Origin of the sequence: Cellulomonas sp. IC4_254 (genome assembly GCF_011603975.1) — a bacterium.
GTDB lineage: Bacteria > Actinomycetota > Actinomycetes > Actinomycetales > Cellulomonadaceae > Cellulomonas.
This window is the reverse complement of sequence record NZ_JAANNB010000074.1, coordinates 1-16,641: the sequence shown is the minus strand read 5'-3', so window position 1 is coordinate 16,641 and position 16,641 is coordinate 1. Positions and strand designations below refer to the sequence as shown.

13 protein-coding genes and 1 riboswitch are annotated in these 16,641 nt (G+C 75.1%); of the genes, 4 read left to right on the top strand and 9 right to left on the bottom strand.

Annotated elements, in window-relative coordinates; translation table 11 throughout:
- From G6556_RS09230 to G6556_RS09215, 4 genes are all read right to left on the bottom strand, one after another.
- Positions 1 to 2,989, bottom strand: a 2,989-nt coding sequence (locus tag G6556_RS09230; RefSeq protein ID WP_166940625.1) for a glycoside hydrolase family 38 C-terminal domain-containing protein, incomplete at its 3' end; no start/stop codon positions are given.
- 59 nt (positions 2,990 to 3,048) lie between these two features.
- On the bottom strand, positions 3,049 to 3,954 hold the full coding sequence (locus G6556_RS09225; RefSeq protein WP_166940623.1) for a carbohydrate ABC transporter permease: 906 nt from the start codon (positions 3,952 to 3,954) through the stop codon (positions 3,049 to 3,051).
- A complete protein-coding gene (locus G6556_RS09220; RefSeq protein WP_166940621.1) occupies positions 3,954 to 4,883 on the bottom strand; it encodes a sugar ABC transporter permease in 930 nt (309 codons plus the stop codon). The genes G6556_RS09225 and G6556_RS09220 overlap by 1 nt, the downstream gene beginning before the upstream one ends.
- Positions 4,883 to 6,241: an extracellular solute-binding protein gene (locus G6556_RS09215; RefSeq protein WP_166940619.1), complete on the bottom strand. Its 1,359-nt coding sequence runs from the start codon at positions 6,239 to 6,241 to the stop codon at positions 4,883 to 4,885. The genes G6556_RS09220 and G6556_RS09215 overlap by 1 nt, the downstream gene beginning before the upstream one ends.
- Before the next feature lie 207 nt (positions 6,242 to 6,448).
- Between G6556_RS09215 and G6556_RS19490 the strand changes: the two genes are divergently transcribed.
- The 3 genes from G6556_RS19490 to G6556_RS09200 are packed head-to-tail and all read left to right on the top strand — an operon-like array spanning position 6,449 to position 8,093.
- Positions 6,449 to 6,874, top strand: coding sequence for a hypothetical protein (locus tag G6556_RS19490; RefSeq protein ID WP_166940617.1), 426 nt, complete (start codon positions 6,449 to 6,451; stop codon positions 6,872 to 6,874).
- Positions 6,868 to 7,095 carry a helix-turn-helix transcriptional regulator gene (locus tag G6556_RS19485; protein ID WP_166940615.1) on the top strand — a complete coding sequence of 76 codons (228 nt, stop codon included), beginning with the start codon at positions 6,868 to 6,870 and terminating at the stop codon, positions 7,093 to 7,095. Before G6556_RS19490 ends, G6556_RS19485 begins: the two co-directional genes overlap by 7 nt.
- A complete protein-coding gene (locus G6556_RS09200) occupies positions 7,092 to 8,093 on the top strand; it encodes an NAD(P)-dependent alcohol dehydrogenase (RefSeq protein ID WP_205693246.1) in 1,002 nt (333 codons plus the stop codon). The genes G6556_RS19485 and G6556_RS09200 overlap by 4 nt, the downstream gene beginning before the upstream one ends.
- Here G6556_RS09200 and G6556_RS09195 read toward each other — a convergent pair.
- From G6556_RS09195 to G6556_RS09180, 4 genes are all read right to left on the bottom strand, one after another.
- Complete coding sequence (locus G6556_RS09195; RefSeq protein WP_166940613.1) at positions 8,086 to 9,315, bottom strand: ROK family protein; 1,230 nt, start codon at positions 9,313 to 9,315, stop codon at positions 8,086 to 8,088. The genes G6556_RS09200 and G6556_RS09195 overlap by 8 nt on opposite strands.
- 61 nt (positions 9,316 to 9,376) lie before the next feature.
- Positions 9,377 to 13,144 (bottom strand): pullulanase-type alpha-1,6-glucosidase, encoded by a 3,768-nt coding sequence (pulA, locus tag G6556_RS09190; RefSeq protein WP_205693245.1) that lies wholly within the window; start codon positions 13,142 to 13,144, stop codon positions 9,377 to 9,379.
- Between the two features lie 186 nt (positions 13,145 to 13,330).
- Positions 13,331 to 14,962 carry a bifunctional phosphoribosylaminoimidazolecarboxamide formyltransferase/IMP cyclohydrolase gene (gene purH / locus G6556_RS09185; protein WP_166940611.1) on the bottom strand — a complete coding sequence of 544 codons (1,632 nt, stop codon included), beginning with the start codon at positions 14,960 to 14,962 and terminating at the stop codon, positions 13,331 to 13,333.
- A 49-nt stretch (positions 14,963 to 15,011) separates the two neighbouring features.
- Positions 15,012 to 15,103: riboswitch (ZMP/ZTP riboswitch) on the bottom strand.
- Between the two features lie 45 nt (positions 15,104 to 15,148).
- Positions 15,149 to 15,379, bottom strand: coding sequence for a PLDc N-terminal domain-containing protein (locus tag G6556_RS09180; protein ID WP_166940609.1), 231 nt, complete (start codon positions 15,377 to 15,379; stop codon positions 15,149 to 15,151).
- Between the two features lie 96 nt (positions 15,380 to 15,475).
- Between G6556_RS09180 and G6556_RS09175 the strand changes: the two genes are divergently transcribed.
- Positions 15,476 to 15,790, top strand: coding sequence for a hypothetical protein (locus G6556_RS09175; RefSeq protein ID WP_166940607.1), 315 nt, complete (start codon positions 15,476 to 15,478; stop codon positions 15,788 to 15,790).
- Between the two features lie 27 nt (positions 15,791 to 15,817).
- Here G6556_RS09175 and purN read toward each other — a convergent pair whose 3' ends face one another.
- On the bottom strand, positions 15,818 to 16,462 hold the full coding sequence (gene purN, locus G6556_RS09170) for a phosphoribosylglycinamide formyltransferase (RefSeq protein WP_166940605.1): 645 nt from the start codon (positions 16,460 to 16,462) through the stop codon (positions 15,818 to 15,820).
- Positions 16,463 to 16,641: the final 179 nt, after the last annotated feature.

Here is a 16,641-nt window from a genome sequence, read left to right as displayed (position 1 = left end):
CGGCCCGCGCCGGGACCTCCCGCTCCAGGAGGTCCACCTCGGTCACCCCGGCGGCGGCGAACCCCGCGGTGACGGTCGCCCGCGCGCGCCCGCCGTGGGCCTCGTACAGCCGGACGACCACGTCGCCCGACCCGTCGTCCGCGAGCTTGACCGCCTCGACGACCGCCCCCGGCCCGTCGACGGTCACGAGCGGCGCCACGTCCCGCCCGCCGCGGACCTCGCGCACCGGGATGTTCGCGCGGTAGCCGTCGACGACCGCCTCGGGGATCCCGGCGCCGACGTGCAGCACCGACAGGAACCGGTGCCGGCCCTGGTCCGCCTCGGGGTCCGGGAACAGCGGGGCCCGCAGCAGCGACTGCCGGACCACGGTGGCGGTCCCGCCGTCGTCGCCGACGGCCCGGGTGACGTCGTGCCCGTAGGTGGCGTCGTTGGCGACCGACACCCCGTAGCCGGGCTCGCCGACGTGCAGCCAGCGGTGCGCGCAGATCTCGTACCGCGCCTCGTCCCAGGTGGTGTTGGTGTGCGTGGGCCGGTGCACGTGGCCGAACTGGGTCTCGGCGGCGGACCGGTCGGCGTGCACGTCGAGCCCGAACGCGAGCTTGAGCAGCCGCTGCCGCTCGTGCCAATCGACCTCGGTGACGATCTCGACGGCGCGGGTGCCGGGCCGGAAGGTCAGCTCCTGCACGATCGTGGAGTCGCCGACGGTGCGCGAGGTGCGGACGACGGCGCGGTCGGGCTTCTCGGCGACGACCTCGACGGTGTCGGCGTCCAGCAGGTCCTGGACGGTGCGCCGGTACTCGGCGTCGATGTCCCACGCGTCCCACTGCCGGGGCACGTCGCGGTGCACCTGCAGCAGGTTCGCCAGGTGCCCGGGCGCGACGGCTTCGCGGCCCGCGGCCAGGTCCCGCACGGACGCGAGCTGCCCGCCCGGCGTGAGCCGCACGTCGAGCGCGTCGGTGCGCACCCGCAGGGCGTCGCCCTCGCGCAGCACCTCGACCGAGCCCGCGCCCGGCCCAGCCGCGCCGTCGTCGGACGCCAGGGACCCGCCGAGCGCCGGCACCCCGTCCCGCGGGTGCGGCGCCGCGTTCAGCCGCACCGTCCGGTCCCCGTCGCCGACGAGGGCCGCGAGCGCCGCCTCGATCACGGCGGTCGCCCGGGCCTCGACGTCGGCGTAGGCCTCCTCCGCCTGCCGGTACACCCAGCCGATCGACGACCCCGGCAGGATGTCGTGGAACTGGTGCAGGAGCACGACCCGCCACAGCGCGCGGAGCTCGTCGGCGGGGTACGCGGCCCCGGTCCGCACGGACGCCGTCGACGCCCACAGCTCGGCCTCCCGCAGCAGGTGCTCGCTGCGCCGGTTGCCGCGCTTGGTCCGCGCCTGCGAGGTGTACGTGCCGCGGTGGTACTCCAGGTACATCTCGCCCGACCACACCGCCGGCGCCCCCGGCCCGGCGTCGGCGAGCTCGGCCTCGGCCCGCTCGAAGAACGTGTTCGGCGACCCGAGCTCCACCTCGGGCAGCCCGCCGAGCGACCGCGCCCGGTCGGCCGCCGCCAGCATCTCGCGGGTGGGGCCGCCGCCGCCGTCGCCCCAGCCGAACGGCACCAGCGACTCGGTGGCGACGTCCTTGTCGGCGAAGTTCCGCTCGGCGTGCGCGAGCTCCTTCGGGGAGAGGTCGGAGTTGTAGGTGTCGACGGGCGGGAAGTGCGCGAGCACCCGGGACCCGTCGATGCCCTCCCAGTGGAAGGTGTGGTGCGGCATCCGGTTGGTGTCGTTCCAGGACAGCTTCTGCGACAGGAACCACCGCGAGCCCGCGGCCCGCACGATCTGCGGCAGCGCGCCGGTGTAGCCGAACGAGTCCGGCAGCCACACGTCCTGCGTCTCGACGCCGAGCTCGTCGAGGAAGTACCGCTTGCCCTCGACCATCTGCCGCGCCAGCGCCTCGCCGCCGGGCATGTTGGTGTCCGACTCGACCCACATGCCGCCGACCGGCACGAACTGGCCCGCCGCCACCTTCGCGCGGATCCGCTCGAACAGCTCCGGGTGCCGCTCCGCCACCCACGCGTACTGCTGCGCGGACGAGCACGCGAACACGAAGTCCGGCCGGTCGTCCATCAGGGCGACGACGCTGGCGAAGGTCCGGGAGCACTTCCGGACGGTCTCCCGCGCCGGCCACAGCCAGGCGGAGTCGATGTGCGCGTGCCCGGTCGCGAGCACCCGGTGCCCGCCCGGCGCGGCCGGCACGTCGAGCACCGGCCGCAGCACGGCCCGCCCGGCGGCGGCGGTCCCGGCGACGTCGGACGGGTCCACCGCGTCCACGACCAGGTCCAGCGCGCGCACGGCCCGGGCGTACCGGGTGGACGCCGGGTCCACGACCTCGACCAGCCCGAGCACGGCCAGCAGGTCCTGCCAGAGCTCCCACACCTCGACGTCCCGGAGGACGACCTCGGCGGAGCGCAGCGCGTACAGCGGGTCGGTGCCGGCGGTCAGCGGGTCGCCGAGCGGCGTCGGCCCGTACCAGGTGCTGCTGCCGACGTCCGGGTTGCCGGCCGCCTCCACGTACACGTCGACCCGCGGGTCGGACCACGGCACCGCCTGGTTCCGCGGCGAGAGTCCCTTGACCGCGACGCCGTCCGGCCGGAGCACCAGCCCCTCCGCCTGGAACCCCGGCTGGGTCGTGGTGAACCCGAGGTCGATCGCCAGCTCGACGGCGTGCCGGCCGGCGCGCACCTCGTCCGAGCCCAGCCAGCCCGCCGGGACGTCGCCGGACATCCGGAACCACGTCGTGCTCCAGGGGGCGCCCCACGGGGTCCCGGGCGGCGCGGCGGTGTAGTCCTGGTCCACCGCCTCGGCGAACGGCACCGGCTCCCCCGGCGCCGTCCAGGCGGTGACGTCGAGCGGCGCGCGGCCGGCGACGACCGCCGGGGCGAGCCGCTCGTGCAGGAACCGCTGGACGCGCTGGACGACGGCGGCGGAGTGCTCGACGGGCATGGTGGACCTTCCTGACGTGCGGTGATCGGGTCGGGGGCGGGGCGTCCGCGCGGCGGGCGTCAGCCCTTGACGGCCCCGGACATGGCGAACGAGCCGCCGGAGAACCGCTGCACCAGCAGGTACAGCACCAGCACCGGGACCGAGTAGAGGATCGAGAAGGCCGCGAGCCGGCCGTACGCGACCGTCCCGTAGGTGCCGAAGAAGCTGTAGATCGCGACGGCGGCGGGCTGGTTGGCGGGCGAGAACAGCAGCACGAACGGGACGAAGAAGTTCCCCCACGCCTGCGTGAACACGAAGATGAACACCACGGCGATGCCCTGCCGCATCAGCGGGACGACGATCCGGCGCAGCGCGGTCATGGACCCGGCGCCGTCCACCCAGGCCGCCTCCTCCAGGGACACCGGGACGGAGTCCATGAAGTTCTTGGTCATCCAGATCGCCATGGGCAGCGACGTGGCCGCGAGGAAGAAGATCGTCCCGGGCACGGAGTCGAGCAGCCCCAGGTACACGAACAGCGCGTAGACCGGGACCATCATCGCGGTGATCGGCAGGCAGGTGCCGAACAGGATCGCGTACAGGAACGGCTTGCGGAACCGCATCTGGTACCGGGACAGCGGGTACGCGGCGAGCACCGACGCCAGCACCGTGACGATGCCCGTCCCGAGGGACAGCACCAGCGAGTTCCACAGCGGCCGGAAGGTGGCCTCCCAGGTGAGGATCTGGCTGAAGTTGTCCGTCGTGATCGTCTCGGGCAGCTTCACCGACACCGTCGCCGCGGGGTCGAGCGACGCCAGGACGATCCACGCGAGCGGCACCAGGAACGCGACGCCGACCAGCACCAGGGCGAGCGTGACCAGCAGCCGGCCGGTGCGCCGCCGCGGCGAGGCGACGGACGGGACGTTCCGGCCGGCGCGGCGGCGGGCGGACGACGCCACCGGCGCGGTGGGGGCGGTGAGCGCGGCCATCAGTCCACCTCCGGCTTGAGCACGCGGATGTACACGATCGAGAACACGGCCCCGACCAGCAGCGTCACGGTCGCGATCGCCGTGCCGTAGCCGACTTGCGCGAACTTGAACGCCTCCTGGTAGGCCAGGACGGGCAGCGTCGAGGAGTCCGTCCCGGGCCCGCCGCCGGTCATCACCCAGATCAGGGTGAACACCGCGAGGGTCTGCAGGGTGGTGAGCATGAGGTTCGTCGAGATGGACCGGCGGATCATCGGCAGCGTGATCCGGAAGAACCGCTGCGGGCCGGTGGCGCCGTCGATCGCGGCGGCCTCGGTGACGTCCGGCGGCACCTCGGACAGCGCGGCGCCGTAGACCATCATCGAGAAGGCGGTCCCGCGCCAGATGTTCGCCAGGATCACCGCGAGCATCGGCACCGAGATCAGCCACGTCGGGCCCTCGAGCCCGAACCAGCCGAGCACCTGGTTGAGCGTGCCGTCGGTGGAGAAGAAGGCGTACAGCGCGAACGCCGCGACGATCTCCGGCAGCACCCACGCCACGACGACGAGCGCGGACACCACCGCGCGCAGCGGCCTCGCGGCGGCCCGCAGCAGCAGCGCGAGCGCCATGCCGAGGACGTTCTGCCCGATCACGGCCGACGCCCCGACGAAGACCACCGTCAGCACGACGGCCTTCCAGAAGCCGTCGTCGGTGAGCAGGTCGGCGTAGTTGTCGAGCCCGACGAACTCCGGGTTCGCCGCCTTGTACCCGGTCAGCGCCTGGTTGGTGAGGGAGCCGTAGAACGACCACAGCACCGGCCCGGCCAGGAACACGAGCATGAGCGCGACCGCGGGCAGCAGCGGCACCAGCCGCAGCGCGGTCCGGCCCGGCCGGCGGCGGGGGCGGCGGAACCCGCCCCCCGCCGTCGACCGGTCCAGCGTGGCGGCCGTCATCAGCCGGCGGCCTGCGTCGCGTCGTCGCCCACGATGGACACGAGCCCCTCGTCGTAGGTCGCCGCCGCCTCCTCGGCGGTGGCCTGCCCGGTCGCCACGGACTCCGCCGCGACCTGGATGTTCGACGAGATCTGCGAGTAGTCCGGGGTCGCCGGGCGGAAGTGCGTGTAGTCGACCAGCGAGCTGAAGAACTCGAACGACGGGTTGAACCCCAGGTACTCCGGGTCCTCCGCCACGTCGGTGCGCACCGCGATCTGGCTGTTCTCGGTGTCGTACTTCAGGGAGTTCTCCTTGTTCAGCGCCGTGGCGATGAAGTCGAACGCCGCCTGCGGGTCGCCGGCGTGCGCGCCGACCGCGAGGGTCCAGCCGCCGGACATGGAGGTGAAGCCGGGCTCCTGCCCGTCCTGGGTCGGCATGGCGGCCATGCCCAGGGTGTCCTCCCACTCCGGCCAGGCGTTGTCGCCGGTGATCCAGCCGCCCGGCAGCCACGAGCCGTCGACCGCCATCGCGAGCTTGCCCTGCGGCAGCAGCTCGGTGGCGACGCGGGCGCCGACCGAGGCGTCGAGCGCGATGTCCAGCGACGGCGCCAGGCCCTCGCCGTAGATCGTCTCCAGGAACGCGAGCGAGTCGACGAACCCCTGCGAGCCGGTGATCCACTTCTGGCTGTCGGCGTCGTAGAGCTCGTCGTCGGTGCCGTAGAGCAGCATCTCGAAGCCCTGCATCGTCGTGGCCTCGCCCGCCGCCTTGCCGGCGTACACGTTGATCGGCGTGACGTCCGGCAGCTTCTCCTTGATCGTCCGGGCGGCGGACAGGATGTCGTCCCAGCTCTCGGGCTGCCAGTCCGTCGGCAGGCCGGCCTGCTGGAACAGGTCCTTGTTGTAGTAGAGCCCGCGGGTGTCGGTGCCCATCGAGACGCCGTACACCTTGCCGTCGTCGCCGAGGCCGGCCTGCCGCGCGGTGTCCGGGAACTGGTCCCAGTCCTCCCACGCCTCGACGTACTCGTCGATCGGCTGCAGGTACCCCGCCGCCGCGTCGGACCGGATCTGGAACGTGTCCTCGTAGATGACGTCGGGCGCGGTGTCCGCCGAGCCGTTCATCAGCGCGAGCTTGGTGAAGTACTGGTCCTGCTCGGCCTCGATGGGCACGAGGTCGATCGTCATGCCCTCGTTCGCGGCCTCGTACTCGGACTTGGCCTTCTGCAGCAGGTCGTCGAGCTGCACGAACTGCGCGGTCTTCTGGTAGGCGACGGTGATCGTCGTGTCGTCGGCGGCGCTGTCGCCACCTCCGCTGCTGCACGCGGCCGTGAGGCCGAGGGCGAGGACGGCCCCGGACGCGAGGGCGGACTTCTGCAGACGCATGGATGCTCCTTTGCTCCACGTGCACGGCCCCGGGCGGCGCTGCCCCGGACTCGATAACTACAACGTCTGGACGAATTGCTGTCAAGGGTCGAGACGCAACCGTGACGTCCGCGCATGTCAAAGATGTTTGACATCGGCTCCGGCGCGGCCCTACCGTCGTGATGTCAAACATCTTTGACATCGGCGCACGGCGGGGAGCGAGGGGTCATGTCCTACCAGGAGAAGAACACCTGGGCGTTCGGCGTCATCGCCGTGCTCGGGTACGCCGCGTACCTCGCGGTGGTGCTGAGCCGGGCCGCCGGGGGCCCGCTCACCGACGTCGCGTACGCCGGCCCCATGCTGGCGTCGATCGGTGCGGCCGTGCTCGCGGGCATCCTGGCCGGCATGGTGCTCGGCGCCACGTCGCGGGACCGCGCGGTGCGCGACGAGCGGGAGCGCGAGATCGAGCGGATGGGCGAGCGCGTGGGGCAGTCGTTCCTCGTGCTCGGCGGGCTCGGCGGGCTGGTCCTCGCGCTGCTGGAGGCCGACTGGTTCTGGATCGCGAACGCGCTCTACCTCGGGTTCGTGCTCTCGGCGGTGCTGTCCGCCGCGGCCCGGGTCGTCGCGTTCCGCCGGGGGGTGGGCCCGTGGTGAGGCCGACCGCGGTGACCAACCGGATCCGGGTGCTGCGCACCGACCGGGGGCTCACGCAGGCGCAGCTGGCGGAGCTGCTGGGCGTGACCCGGCAGACCGTGATCGCCGTCGAGCAGGGGCGCTACTCCCCCTCGCTCGAGCTGGCCTTCCAGATCGCCCGGGCGCTCGGGCGGTCCATCGACGAGGTGTTCGCGTACGAGCCGGACGGAGGACGGTCATGAGCACGGGGACGGGCGCGACGGGCACGACGGTGCGGGCGGTCGTCCGGGAGCGGTACGGGGACCCGGCGGCGCTGCGGGTGGCCGACCGCACGCTGCCACCGCCGACGGGCGACGAGGTGCACGTGCGGGTCGCGGCCGCCGGGGTCGCGATGGGCGACTGGCACCTGGTGACCGGCCTGCCGTCCGTCCTGCGGCTGGTGACCGGGCTGCGCGCGCCGCGCGAGCACGGCGTGGGCCTGGACCTCGCCGGGACCGTCGCGGCGGTGGGGCCGGACGTGGCGGGCCTCCGCCCGGGCGACCGGGTGCTCGGCTGCGGGCGGGCCGCGTTCGCCGAGGTCGCCGTGAGCCGGGAGCGGCGGCTCGCCGCGCTGCCCGCCCACGTGCCGGCCGAGGTCGCCGCGGCGGTCCCGACGAGCGGCACGACCGCCCTGCACGCGCTGCGCGCCGGCCGGGTGCGCGCGGGGTCCCGGGTGCTGGTGCTGGGCGCCGGGGGCGGCGTCGGGACGCTGGCGGTGCGGCTCGCGGTGCTGGCGGGCGCCGAGGTCACGGCGGCGACGGCGCGGACCGGGCTCGCCGGCGCGCTCCTGGGCGCCGGGGCCGTCGCCGTGCTGGGCCGGTCCGCCGGTGCGGCGCCGGGTGCGGGCTACGACGCGGTCCTGGTCACCGGCGGGCTGACGCCGCTGCGCGACCTGCGCCGGCTGCTCGCCCCGCGCGGCTCCCTGGTGCTCGTCGGCGCGGAGGGCGGCGGCCGGGTCCTCGGCGGCGGCCTGGCGCGGCAGGCGCGCGCCGCGGCGCTCGACCCGTGGGTCCGGCACCGGCTGCGCAGCGTCGTGTCCCGGGAGAACCCGGCCGACCTCGCGCGCCTGCGGGACCTGCTGGCCGACGGCGCGCTCGCACCGGTGCTCGACCGGACCTTCCCGCTGGCGGAGGCGGGCGCGGCGATCGACCGCGTCGCGTCGGGCGCGGCGCGCGGCAAGGTGGTGCTGACGGTCAGCTGACCAGCAGCAGGTCCGTGGGTCGCGGGGTGAACGCGCGGGCCAGCAGGATGCACCCCGCGCCGACGGCGCCGACCTGCGGCCCGAACGCCGACGAGGCGACCGTGAGCGCGTGGCCCCCGGGGACGACGTGCGCCGCGATCTCCGCCTCGAGCGCGGCGGCGGCGTGCGGGGCGATCCGGTCCCACAGCGGGCCGCCGACCAGCACGGCCGGGACGTCGAGCAGGTCGGTCAGCACGCCCGCGGCCATGCCGACCCGGCGCCCCGCGAGCGCCAGCACCGCGCGCGCACCCGGGTGGCCCGCGTCGGCGGCGGCGCACAGGGCGGTCACCGCGTCGTCGACCGCGCGGGGGTCGGTGCCGTCGCCCCAGGCCGGCAGGTCGACGCCCGCGTCCCGGCCCTGCTCCGCGAGCGCCTCGGCCCGCAGCACCGCGCCCAGGCAGCCCCGCCGCCCGCACCAGCACCGGGCGCCCTCGGGGTCCGCGACCAGGTGGCCCGACTCCCCCGCGTTGCCGGAGACCCCGCGCACCACCTCGTCGTGCAGCACCGTGGACACCGCGACGCCGGTGCCGAGGTAGAAGAACACGAAGTCGGACGCGTGCTCGCCCGGGTGCCACAGGTGGGCGCCCGCCGCGGCGATCACGTCCTTGTCCAGCACCGCGCGCAGCCCGGTGCGCTCGGCGACCGCGTCCCGCAGCGGCACGTCGTGCCAGCCGGGCAGGTGCGGCGGGTCGAGGACCACGCCCGCGTCGACGTCGATCGGCCCGGGCGCCGCGATGCCGACGCCGAGCACGCGGTCCCGCGCCACGCCCGCGCGGGCGATCAGCCCCTCGATCTCCGCGACCAGGCCCGCGACGACGGCCTCCGGGTCCTCCGGGACGGGCGTCGGCACCTGCGCCCGCGCGACGACCGCGCCCGACAGGTCGAGCAGCACGAACGTCATCGTCGCCGGGTCCAGGTGCACCCCGACGGCGAACCGGCTGCCCGCGTCGAGCCGCAGCAGCGTGCCGGGCCGGCCGGGACCGCGGCGCGCCGCCTCGCCCTCCTCGACCACGAGGCCGAGGTCGAGCAGGCGGCGCGCCACGTTGGTCACCGTCTGCGGGGACAGCCCCGTGCGGCGGGCGACCTCCGCCCGGGCGAGACCCCCGCCGGCGCGCCGGACCACGTCCAGCACCACCGTCTGGTTGAAGTCGCCCATCCGCGGCAGGTTGGTCCCGCGACGCATCGTGCCTCCGTCCGTGCACCGGCGACCGGGCGCAGCGGCACGCCCCGGTCGGCTGGTCGCATCATGGCAGACGGTCGGCCACCCCCTCGCCCGCTCCGGCGGCGCGGGCCCGCGCGCGGACCACCCACGCGCCGCCGCCGACCGCGGCGAGCGCCGCGAGCAGGCCGAGCAGCAGGTGCGCGCCGGTGACCGCGAGGACGTCGCGGCCGGTGCCGGTGCCCGGGCCTGAGGCCGCGGGGTCGGCGCCGCCGTCGTCGCCCGGCGTGCCGGCCGGGTCGCCGCCCTCCGGGGTGCCCGGGGTGCCCGGGGTGCCCGGGGTGCCCGGGTCCACCGGCGGGGTGTCGTCGGCGGCCTGCACCAGCACCGCCACCGTCCGTGCCGGCACGGTCACCGTCCCGGTCGCCGTGTCCCACGTCGTGGTCCGCACGACGTCGTCGCCACCCGCGACCTGCACCGGCGACAGGGTGTACGCCGCGCCGGCCAGCCCCGGGAGCTCCTGGGTCACGGCGTCCGGGGACGCGTTGAACACCACGAGCACCCCGTCCAGGTCGGGGTCGACGTCCGGCCCGACCGTGTCGTCCACGTGCATGACGATCACGCCCGGCGTGGCGTCCGCGCCGGCGTCGGGGAACGTGAGCTTCTGCTTGATCAGGCCGGCGTCGCCGAGCCGGAGCAGCGGCGTCGAGAACCGCAGCCGGAGCAGGTCGTCGGCGGCCGCACGGGCCGTGGCGATGTGCGCGGCCGTCGGCTTGAGGGCGGCGTCCTGGAGCAGCGGCGTCATCTGCGGCCACTTCTCGGCGTTCGCCCACGCGCCCGGCAGGCCGCGGCCGAAGCCGTTGTCCTGCCCGGACCAGTCGATCGCGTTGAACCAGTCGCCCGAGTCGTAGCTGTCCCGGTCGAGCGACTTGGACCGGAGCTGGTCGGTGCCTGCGTGCCAGAACGTCACGGTCTGCGCGAGAGCCGCGGTGGCCTGGGACAGCGTGTTCATCCGGACCCGGTCGTCCATCGACGTGGCCTGCGGCAGCTTGATCGTCAGCAGGTCGAACAGCGTCTCGTTGTCGTGCGCGTCGACGTAGGTGACGACCTCCTCCGGGGAGTCGGCGTACCCGGCGGGCGCGCCGCGGTAGTCGATCTCGTCGCCGCGCAGCACCTGCCCGGTGTGCGTGGTCAGCTCGTAGTCCCGGAGGTTGCCCGCGAGCCCGAGCCGCACGACGTCGGTCGCGAGCCCGAGCTCGGCGTACTCGGCCGCGGACCCCTTGTTCACCGTCGACGCGTCGCCGAGCTGCGCCGGCTGCCCGTTCGGGTCGGTGCCGAGCCCGGTGCCGAAGCCCTGGGTGAACATCGACGAGCCCTCGACCGGCGACCCGCCGTGCACCGCGTCCCGGAGCCGGTCGGAGAACGTGCCGATGCCGGTGCCGCCGAGCTGGCCCTGGGTGGCCTGCTCGAACAGCGCGTTCCCGGCGACCTCGCCGAAGTCCCAGCCCTCGCCGTACAGGTAGACCGCCGAGCCGTCGACGCCGTCCGCCTCGACGGTCAGCGCGTCCAGCGCCGCCCGGACGGCCAGCATGTTCTGCTTCGAGTGGTGGCCCATCAGGTCGAACCGGAAGCCGTCGACCCGGTAGTCCCGCGCCCAGGTCACGACCGAGTCGACCATGAGCTTCTCGGCCATCGCGTGCTCGGTGGCGACGTTCTGGCAGCAGGTGCTGGTCTGCACCTGCCCGGTGCCGTCGAGCCGGTGGTAGTAGCCCGGGAGGACCCGGTCCAGCACCGACCTCGCGTCCTGGCCGCTCGCCGCGGTGTGGTTGAACACCTGGTCGAGCACGACGCCCAGGCCCATGTCGTGCAGGGCGCCGACCATCGTGCGGAACTCGGCGACGCGGGCGCCGCCGTCCGGGTCGGTGGCGTAGGAGCCCTCGGGCGCGGTGAAGTGCCACGGGTCGTAGCCCCAGTTGAAGCCGTCCCGCTCGCGGATCGCACCGACCGCGGCCTGCTGCTCGGTGCCCGCGGGGCCGAAGCCGGTCAGGTCGGGGGTCGTCGCCTGGGCATCCCGGTCCTCCTCGATCGACGCGATGTCGAACGTCGGGAGCAGGTGCACCGTGGTCAGCCCCGCGTCGGCGAGCTCGCGCAGCCGGGCGGTGCCGTCGGAGTCCCGGGCGAAGGCGAGGTAGGTGCCGCGCTCGGCCTCGGGGACGGTCTCGTCGGCGATCGAGAAGTCGCGGACGTGCAGCTCGTAGATCGTGTGGTCCACGGCCCGCTCGACGACCGGCTGCGCGGTGTCCGCCCACAGCGCGGGGCGGTACGCCGGGTCGGCCAGGTCGACCGCGACGGCGTGCGTGGAGTTGATCGTGAGCGCGACGGCGTACGGGTCGGTGACGACGTTCGTCTCCACCCGGCCGGTCGACGGCACGAACACCTCGACCTCGTACTGGTAACGGGCGCCGGCCCAGGTGGCGTCGCCCGCGGTGGACCAGGTGCCGTCCGGCGCACGGGCGGTCGTGACACGGGTCGGGGCGGCGGCGAGGTCGGCGCCCGCCGGCCAGGTCAGCAGCGTGACCGCGCGGGCGGTCGGCGCCCAGAGCCGGAACGTCGGCGCGCCCGCGGCCCAGGTCACGCCCAGGTCGGCGTCGGCCGCCGCGCCGTACAGGTCGTCCAGCACCCCGGGGACCTGCACCCCGGTGAGCGCGGTCAGGCCCTCGGCGTCGGCCTGGGACACCTGCACCTCGCCGGTGAGGGTCGCGGCGGCGTCGGTGCCCGGGGTCACGCGCAGGGCCACGGCCTCCGCCAGGGCGGGGAACTCAGCACGGACGTCTGCGGGCAGGCCGGCGGGGTCGTAGGTCAACGGGACCTCGCCGCCCCCGGCCGGGGCGGTCACGTCGCCGTCGGTGACCCCGATGCCGCCCTCGGCTGCGTGGTGCAGCGCCCAGGTGAGGTCCGCCGGATCGGCGCCGTCGAGCAGGTCGCGCGGCCAGGCGAGCAGGTCGGCCCGCACCCAGTGGGCGCGCTGCTGCCCGACGCCGGCGAGCGGCGGGTTCTCGACGGTGATCTCGAGCAGGTGGGTCGCGACGTCGTACGCGAACGACACCTGCTCCCCGTCCGACGTCGTGAAGGAGTAGTTCTCCCCGCCCATCGCGCCTCCCTGGCCGTAGTTGACGTCCCAGGACCTGCCGTGGGCGACCTTGACCTGGTACGAGCCTGCCGGGATCTGCGTCGTCGACCACTCGTACACGCCGTCGCCGTCCGGGTCCTTGGCCCAGGTGGCGAGGCAGTCGGGCGCCCAGTCGCCGGGGCAGCCGACCTCGCTCTGGAACGAGCCCGGCAGCGTGACGACGGGGCCCTGCGCGGTGTTCTGGAAGTCGCGGGACACCGGGTCCCAGAAGAACGTGACGTCGACGGGCGGGTCCCCCGCCTCGCCGGGCACGGTGTAGGTCACGTCCGCGCCGCCCTCGACACCCCCGAGCCCGTAGGACACGTCCCACGTGCCGTCGAGCGCGACCTTGTAGGCGTAGTCGCCGGGCGGCAGGGCGAACGTGCCCTCCCAGACGCCGTCGGGGCGCTCGGTGAGCTGCGCGGCGGCGCAGTCCGGCTGCCAGTCGCCGGGGCAGCCCATCGCGGTGTTGTGGCTGCCCGGCACCGAGACGGCGGTGACCGCGGGGGCCGGGTCGGCGGCGACCCGGGCGACCGCGGCGTCGTCCGGGTCGTCCGCGCCCGCCGCCCCGGCGCCGGACAGCAGCAGTGCGCCGGCGGCCAGCAGGGCGAGGGCGCGGCGGCGGACGCCGCGGGGTTCGAGGGGTGTCCGGGGCGCCACGGGGCGCCGGCGGGCGTGCGTCATCACAGGACTCCATCGTCGGGGGTGAGCGTCAGCAGCGCGGCTACCTGCGACTGTACGGGTTTGCTGAAACGTCCTGCAACGACCTGCAACGACCTCGCTGTGCCCGGACTGCCCCGGAGGCGCGTCGAGGGAGCACCCGGCGGGTGCTCCCTCGACGCGCCCGACACCCCCTGGGGGCGCCGTGCGTCAGTGCGCGAAGTGCCGCGTGCCCGTCAGGTAGAGCGTCACGCCGGCCGCGGCCGCGGCGGCCACGACCTCCTCGTCCCGCACCGACCCGCCGGGCTGCACGACCGCGCGCACCCCGGCGTCCAGCAGCACCTGCAGCCCGTCCGCGAACGGGAAGAACGCGTCCGAGGCCGCGACCGCGCCCCGGGCCCGCTCGGCGTCGCCCGCGTTCGCCCGCTCGACGGCCAGCCGGCACGAGTCCACCCGGTTGACCTGGCCCATGCCGACGCCGACCGAGGCGCCGCCGTCGGCGAGCAGGATCGCGTTCGACTTCACGGCCCGGACCGCGCGCCAGGCGAACGCCAGGTCAGCGAGCGTCGCGTCGTCGGCGGCCTCCCCCGCGGCGAGGGTCCAGGTCGTCGGGTCGTCGCCGTCGGCGTCGATCCGGTCGACCTGCTGCATGAGCAGCCCGCCGCTGATCGGCCGGAGCTCGACGCCGGCGGACGGCGCGCCCTCGACGACCAGCAGCCGGATGTTCTTCTTGCGGCTCAGCATCTCGAGCGCCTCGGGCTCGTAGGCCGGCGCGACGACGACCTCGGTGAACACCTCGGCGATCTGCTCGGCCGCGGCGAGGGTGACCGTGCCGTTGGCCGCGATCACGCCGCCGAACGCCGACACCGGGTCGCAGGCGTGCGCCTTGGCGTGCGCGTCCGCGATGTCCGACCCGACCGCGATGCCGCACGGGTTGGCGTGCTTGATGATCGCGACCGCCGGGCCGTCGTGGTCGTGCGCCGCGCGCCACGCCGCGTCCGCGTCGACGTAGTTGTTGTACGACATCGCCTTGCCGTGCAGCTGCTGCGCCTGCGCCAGACCGGCCGCGCCGTACCCGGAGGTGTAGACCGCGGCGCGCTGGTGCGGGTTCTCGCCGTAGCGCAGCACGTCCGCGCGGTCCCAGGTCGCCCCGACCCAGGCCGGGAAGCCGGTGCTGACGCCGTCGACCTCGTCGGTCGTCGTGGCGACGTTGCCCATCCAGGAGGCCACCGCGACGTCGTAGGTCGCCGTGTGCACGAACGCCTGCGCCGCGAGCCGGGTGCGCTCGGCGAGCGTGAAGCCGCCGCCCCGCACGGCCGCGACGACCTCGTCGTACCGGGCCGGGTCCACGACGACCGCGACGCTCGGGTGGTTCTTCGCCGCCGCGCGGACCATCGACGGGCCGCCGATGTCGATCTGCTCGACGCACTCGTCCGGCGTCGCGCCCGAGTCGACGGTCTGGGTGAACGGGTACAGGTTGACGACGACCAGCTCGAACGGCGCGACGCCCAGCTCGTCGAGCTGCGCGAGGTGCTCCGGGCGGCGGGTGTCGGCGAGGATGCCGGCGTGCACGCGCGGGTGCAGCGTCTTCACGCGGCCGTCCAGGCACTCGGGGAACCCGGTGAGCTCCTCGACCCGGGTCACCGGCACGCCCGCGGACGCGATGGTCCCCGCGGTCGACCCGGTGGACACGAGCTCCACGCCCGCGGCGTGCAGGGCGGTCGCGAGCTCGACCAGGCCGGACTTGTCGTAGACGGACAGCAGCGCGCGGCGCACCGGGCGGCGGGTGCTGTCCGCGGTCGGGTCGGCGACGGGCTCGACGGGCGGCAGGGCGTGGGACATGGCGGTCCTCCGGGTGGTCGGTCGGGCACCACGGTGGGTGCCGCTCGGGACCCTGCACCCAGGCGAACGGTGCGTCGGCGGGACTGCGTCGGTCGCTCCCCGGTGGTCAGTTCCACCTCTACGCCAGTCACGACCGGCCACGAGCCTAGCCGACGGCGGCGGGCGGGGTCGCGCCGCGGCGGCGGCTCAGTCCGTGCGCCGGCCCTTGGCGAAGTAGGCGATCGGCCCGACCCAGTTCACCAGGATCGCCAGCCCCCACGCCGCCTTCGGCCCGTTCACCAGCGCCGCCGGCCGCTTCGACAGGTCCCGGTAGGCCGCGGCGGTCAGCGCGAGCTGCGCCGCCGTGAGGACGACGGTGCCGACCCTGCGGCGCGTGCTGAGCTCGGACCAGTGCTTCCCCGCGCGTGCGTGTCCCATGGCCCGACGCTACGCGGGTGGGTCGCCGGACGGCAGGGGGCGGAGGTCCCTGCCGAGTTCCAGCGCACGCTGCGGCTCCTCTGCGACCATGCAGACGTGCCGACCCCGACCGACCGTCCCGAGATCGTGTGCCTCTGCGGCTCGTCCAGGTTCGCGTCGGACCTGCGCGCGGTCGAGCGCGCCCTCGCACTCGCGGGCGCGATCGTCCTCGCCCCGGTCGCACTCGACCCCGCCGACGACCTCACCGCGCAGCAGCGAGCGGCGCTGGGGGTGCTGCACCTGCGGCGGATCGACCTGGCCGACCGCGTACTGGTGGTGGACCCCAGGGGCTACGTGGGCGAGTCCACCCGCCGGGAGATCGCCTACGCCCGCGCGGCCGGGACACCCGTGTCGTTCACGGAGCCCGTCTGACGCCTGCACCGGCCCGCCATGCGGCTCCTAGCCGACGGTGACCGTGCGGCCGTCGACCGTCAGCCCGCCCGCCACGATCCGCCCCACCCAGTCGACCAGCAGCCGGCGCTCGGCGACCTTGATCCGCTCGTGCAGCGTCGCCTCGTCGTCGCCGGGCTCGACCGGGACCGCGACCTGCGCGACGACCGGCCCGGTGTCCACCCCGGCGTCCACGACGTGCAGCGTGCAGCCCGTGACCTTCGCGCCGAACGCCAGCGCGTCCCGGACCGCGTGCGCCCCGGGGAACGCGGGCAGCAGGGCGGGGTGCGTGTTGACGACCCGGCCGGGGAACCGGTCGAGGACCGCGGCGCCGAGGATCCGCATGAACCCCGCCGACACGACGAGGTCGGGCCGGAACACCCCGATCGCCTCCGCGAGCGCGCGGTCCCACGCAGCGCGGTCGTCGAAGTCGCCCGGCGCCACGACCGCGGTCGGCACGCCGGCGGCGCGCGCGAGGTCCAGGGCGCCGGCGGACGCGCGGTCCGCCACGACGCCGACCACGCGCCCCGGGTAGCCGGGCCCGTCGTGCGCCGCCAGCAGCGCGGCGAGGTTCGAGCCGCCGCCCGACACGAGGATGACGAGCCGGCCGGCGGCGCGCGTGGCGGGTCGGGGCGCGGTGCTGGGGGTGGCCATGACCGCACACCCTAACCGCGCACCTCCGCCGAGACGGCACCTCTCGGCTGCGCGAACCGGTCCCGCGACAGCCGAGAGTCGTCATCTCGGCGAGCGGGCCCGGTGCGACCGTGCGGAGGTCGTGCGCGAGAATGGGCCGCGTGAGCAACCCGTACGCCCCGCCCTCGCCCGACCGCGCA

Bases quoted from the DNA above. Each gene is read 5' to 3' on its own strand.
- G6556_RS19490 (WP_166940617.1), top strand. From the start codon at position 6,449: ATGTCCTACCAGGAGAAGAACACCTGGGCGTTCGGCGTCATCGCCGTG.
- pulA (WP_205693245.1), bottom strand. From the start codon at position 13,144: ATGACGCACGCCCGCCGGCGCCCCGTGGCGCCCCGGACACCCCTCGAA.
- G6556_RS09180 (WP_166940609.1), bottom strand. From the start codon at position 15,379: ATGGGACACGCACGCGCGGGGAAGCACTGGTCCGAGCTCAGCACGCGC.
- G6556_RS09200 (WP_205693246.1), top strand. From the start codon at position 7,092: ATGAGCACGGGGACGGGCGCGACGGGCACGACGGTGCGGGCGGTCGTC.
- purN (WP_166940605.1), bottom strand. From the start codon at position 16,462: ATGGCCACCCCCAGCACCGCGCCCCGACCCGCCACGCGCGCCGCCGGC.
- G6556_RS09225 (WP_166940623.1), bottom strand. From the start codon at position 3,954: ATGGCCGCGCTCACCGCCCCCACCGCGCCGGTGGCGTCGTCCGCCCGC.
- G6556_RS09220 (WP_166940621.1), bottom strand. From the start codon at position 4,883: ATGACGGCCGCCACGCTGGACCGGTCGACGGCGGGGGGCGGGTTCCGC.
- purH (WP_166940611.1), bottom strand. From the start codon at position 14,962: ATGTCCCACGCCCTGCCGCCCGTCGAGCCCGTCGCCGACCCGACCGCG.
- G6556_RS09195 (WP_166940613.1), bottom strand. From the start codon at position 9,315: ATGCGTCGCGGGACCAACCTGCCGCGGATGGGCGACTTCAACCAGACG.
- G6556_RS09215 (WP_166940619.1), bottom strand. From the start codon at position 6,241: ATGCGTCTGCAGAAGTCCGCCCTCGCGTCCGGGGCCGTCCTCGCCCTC.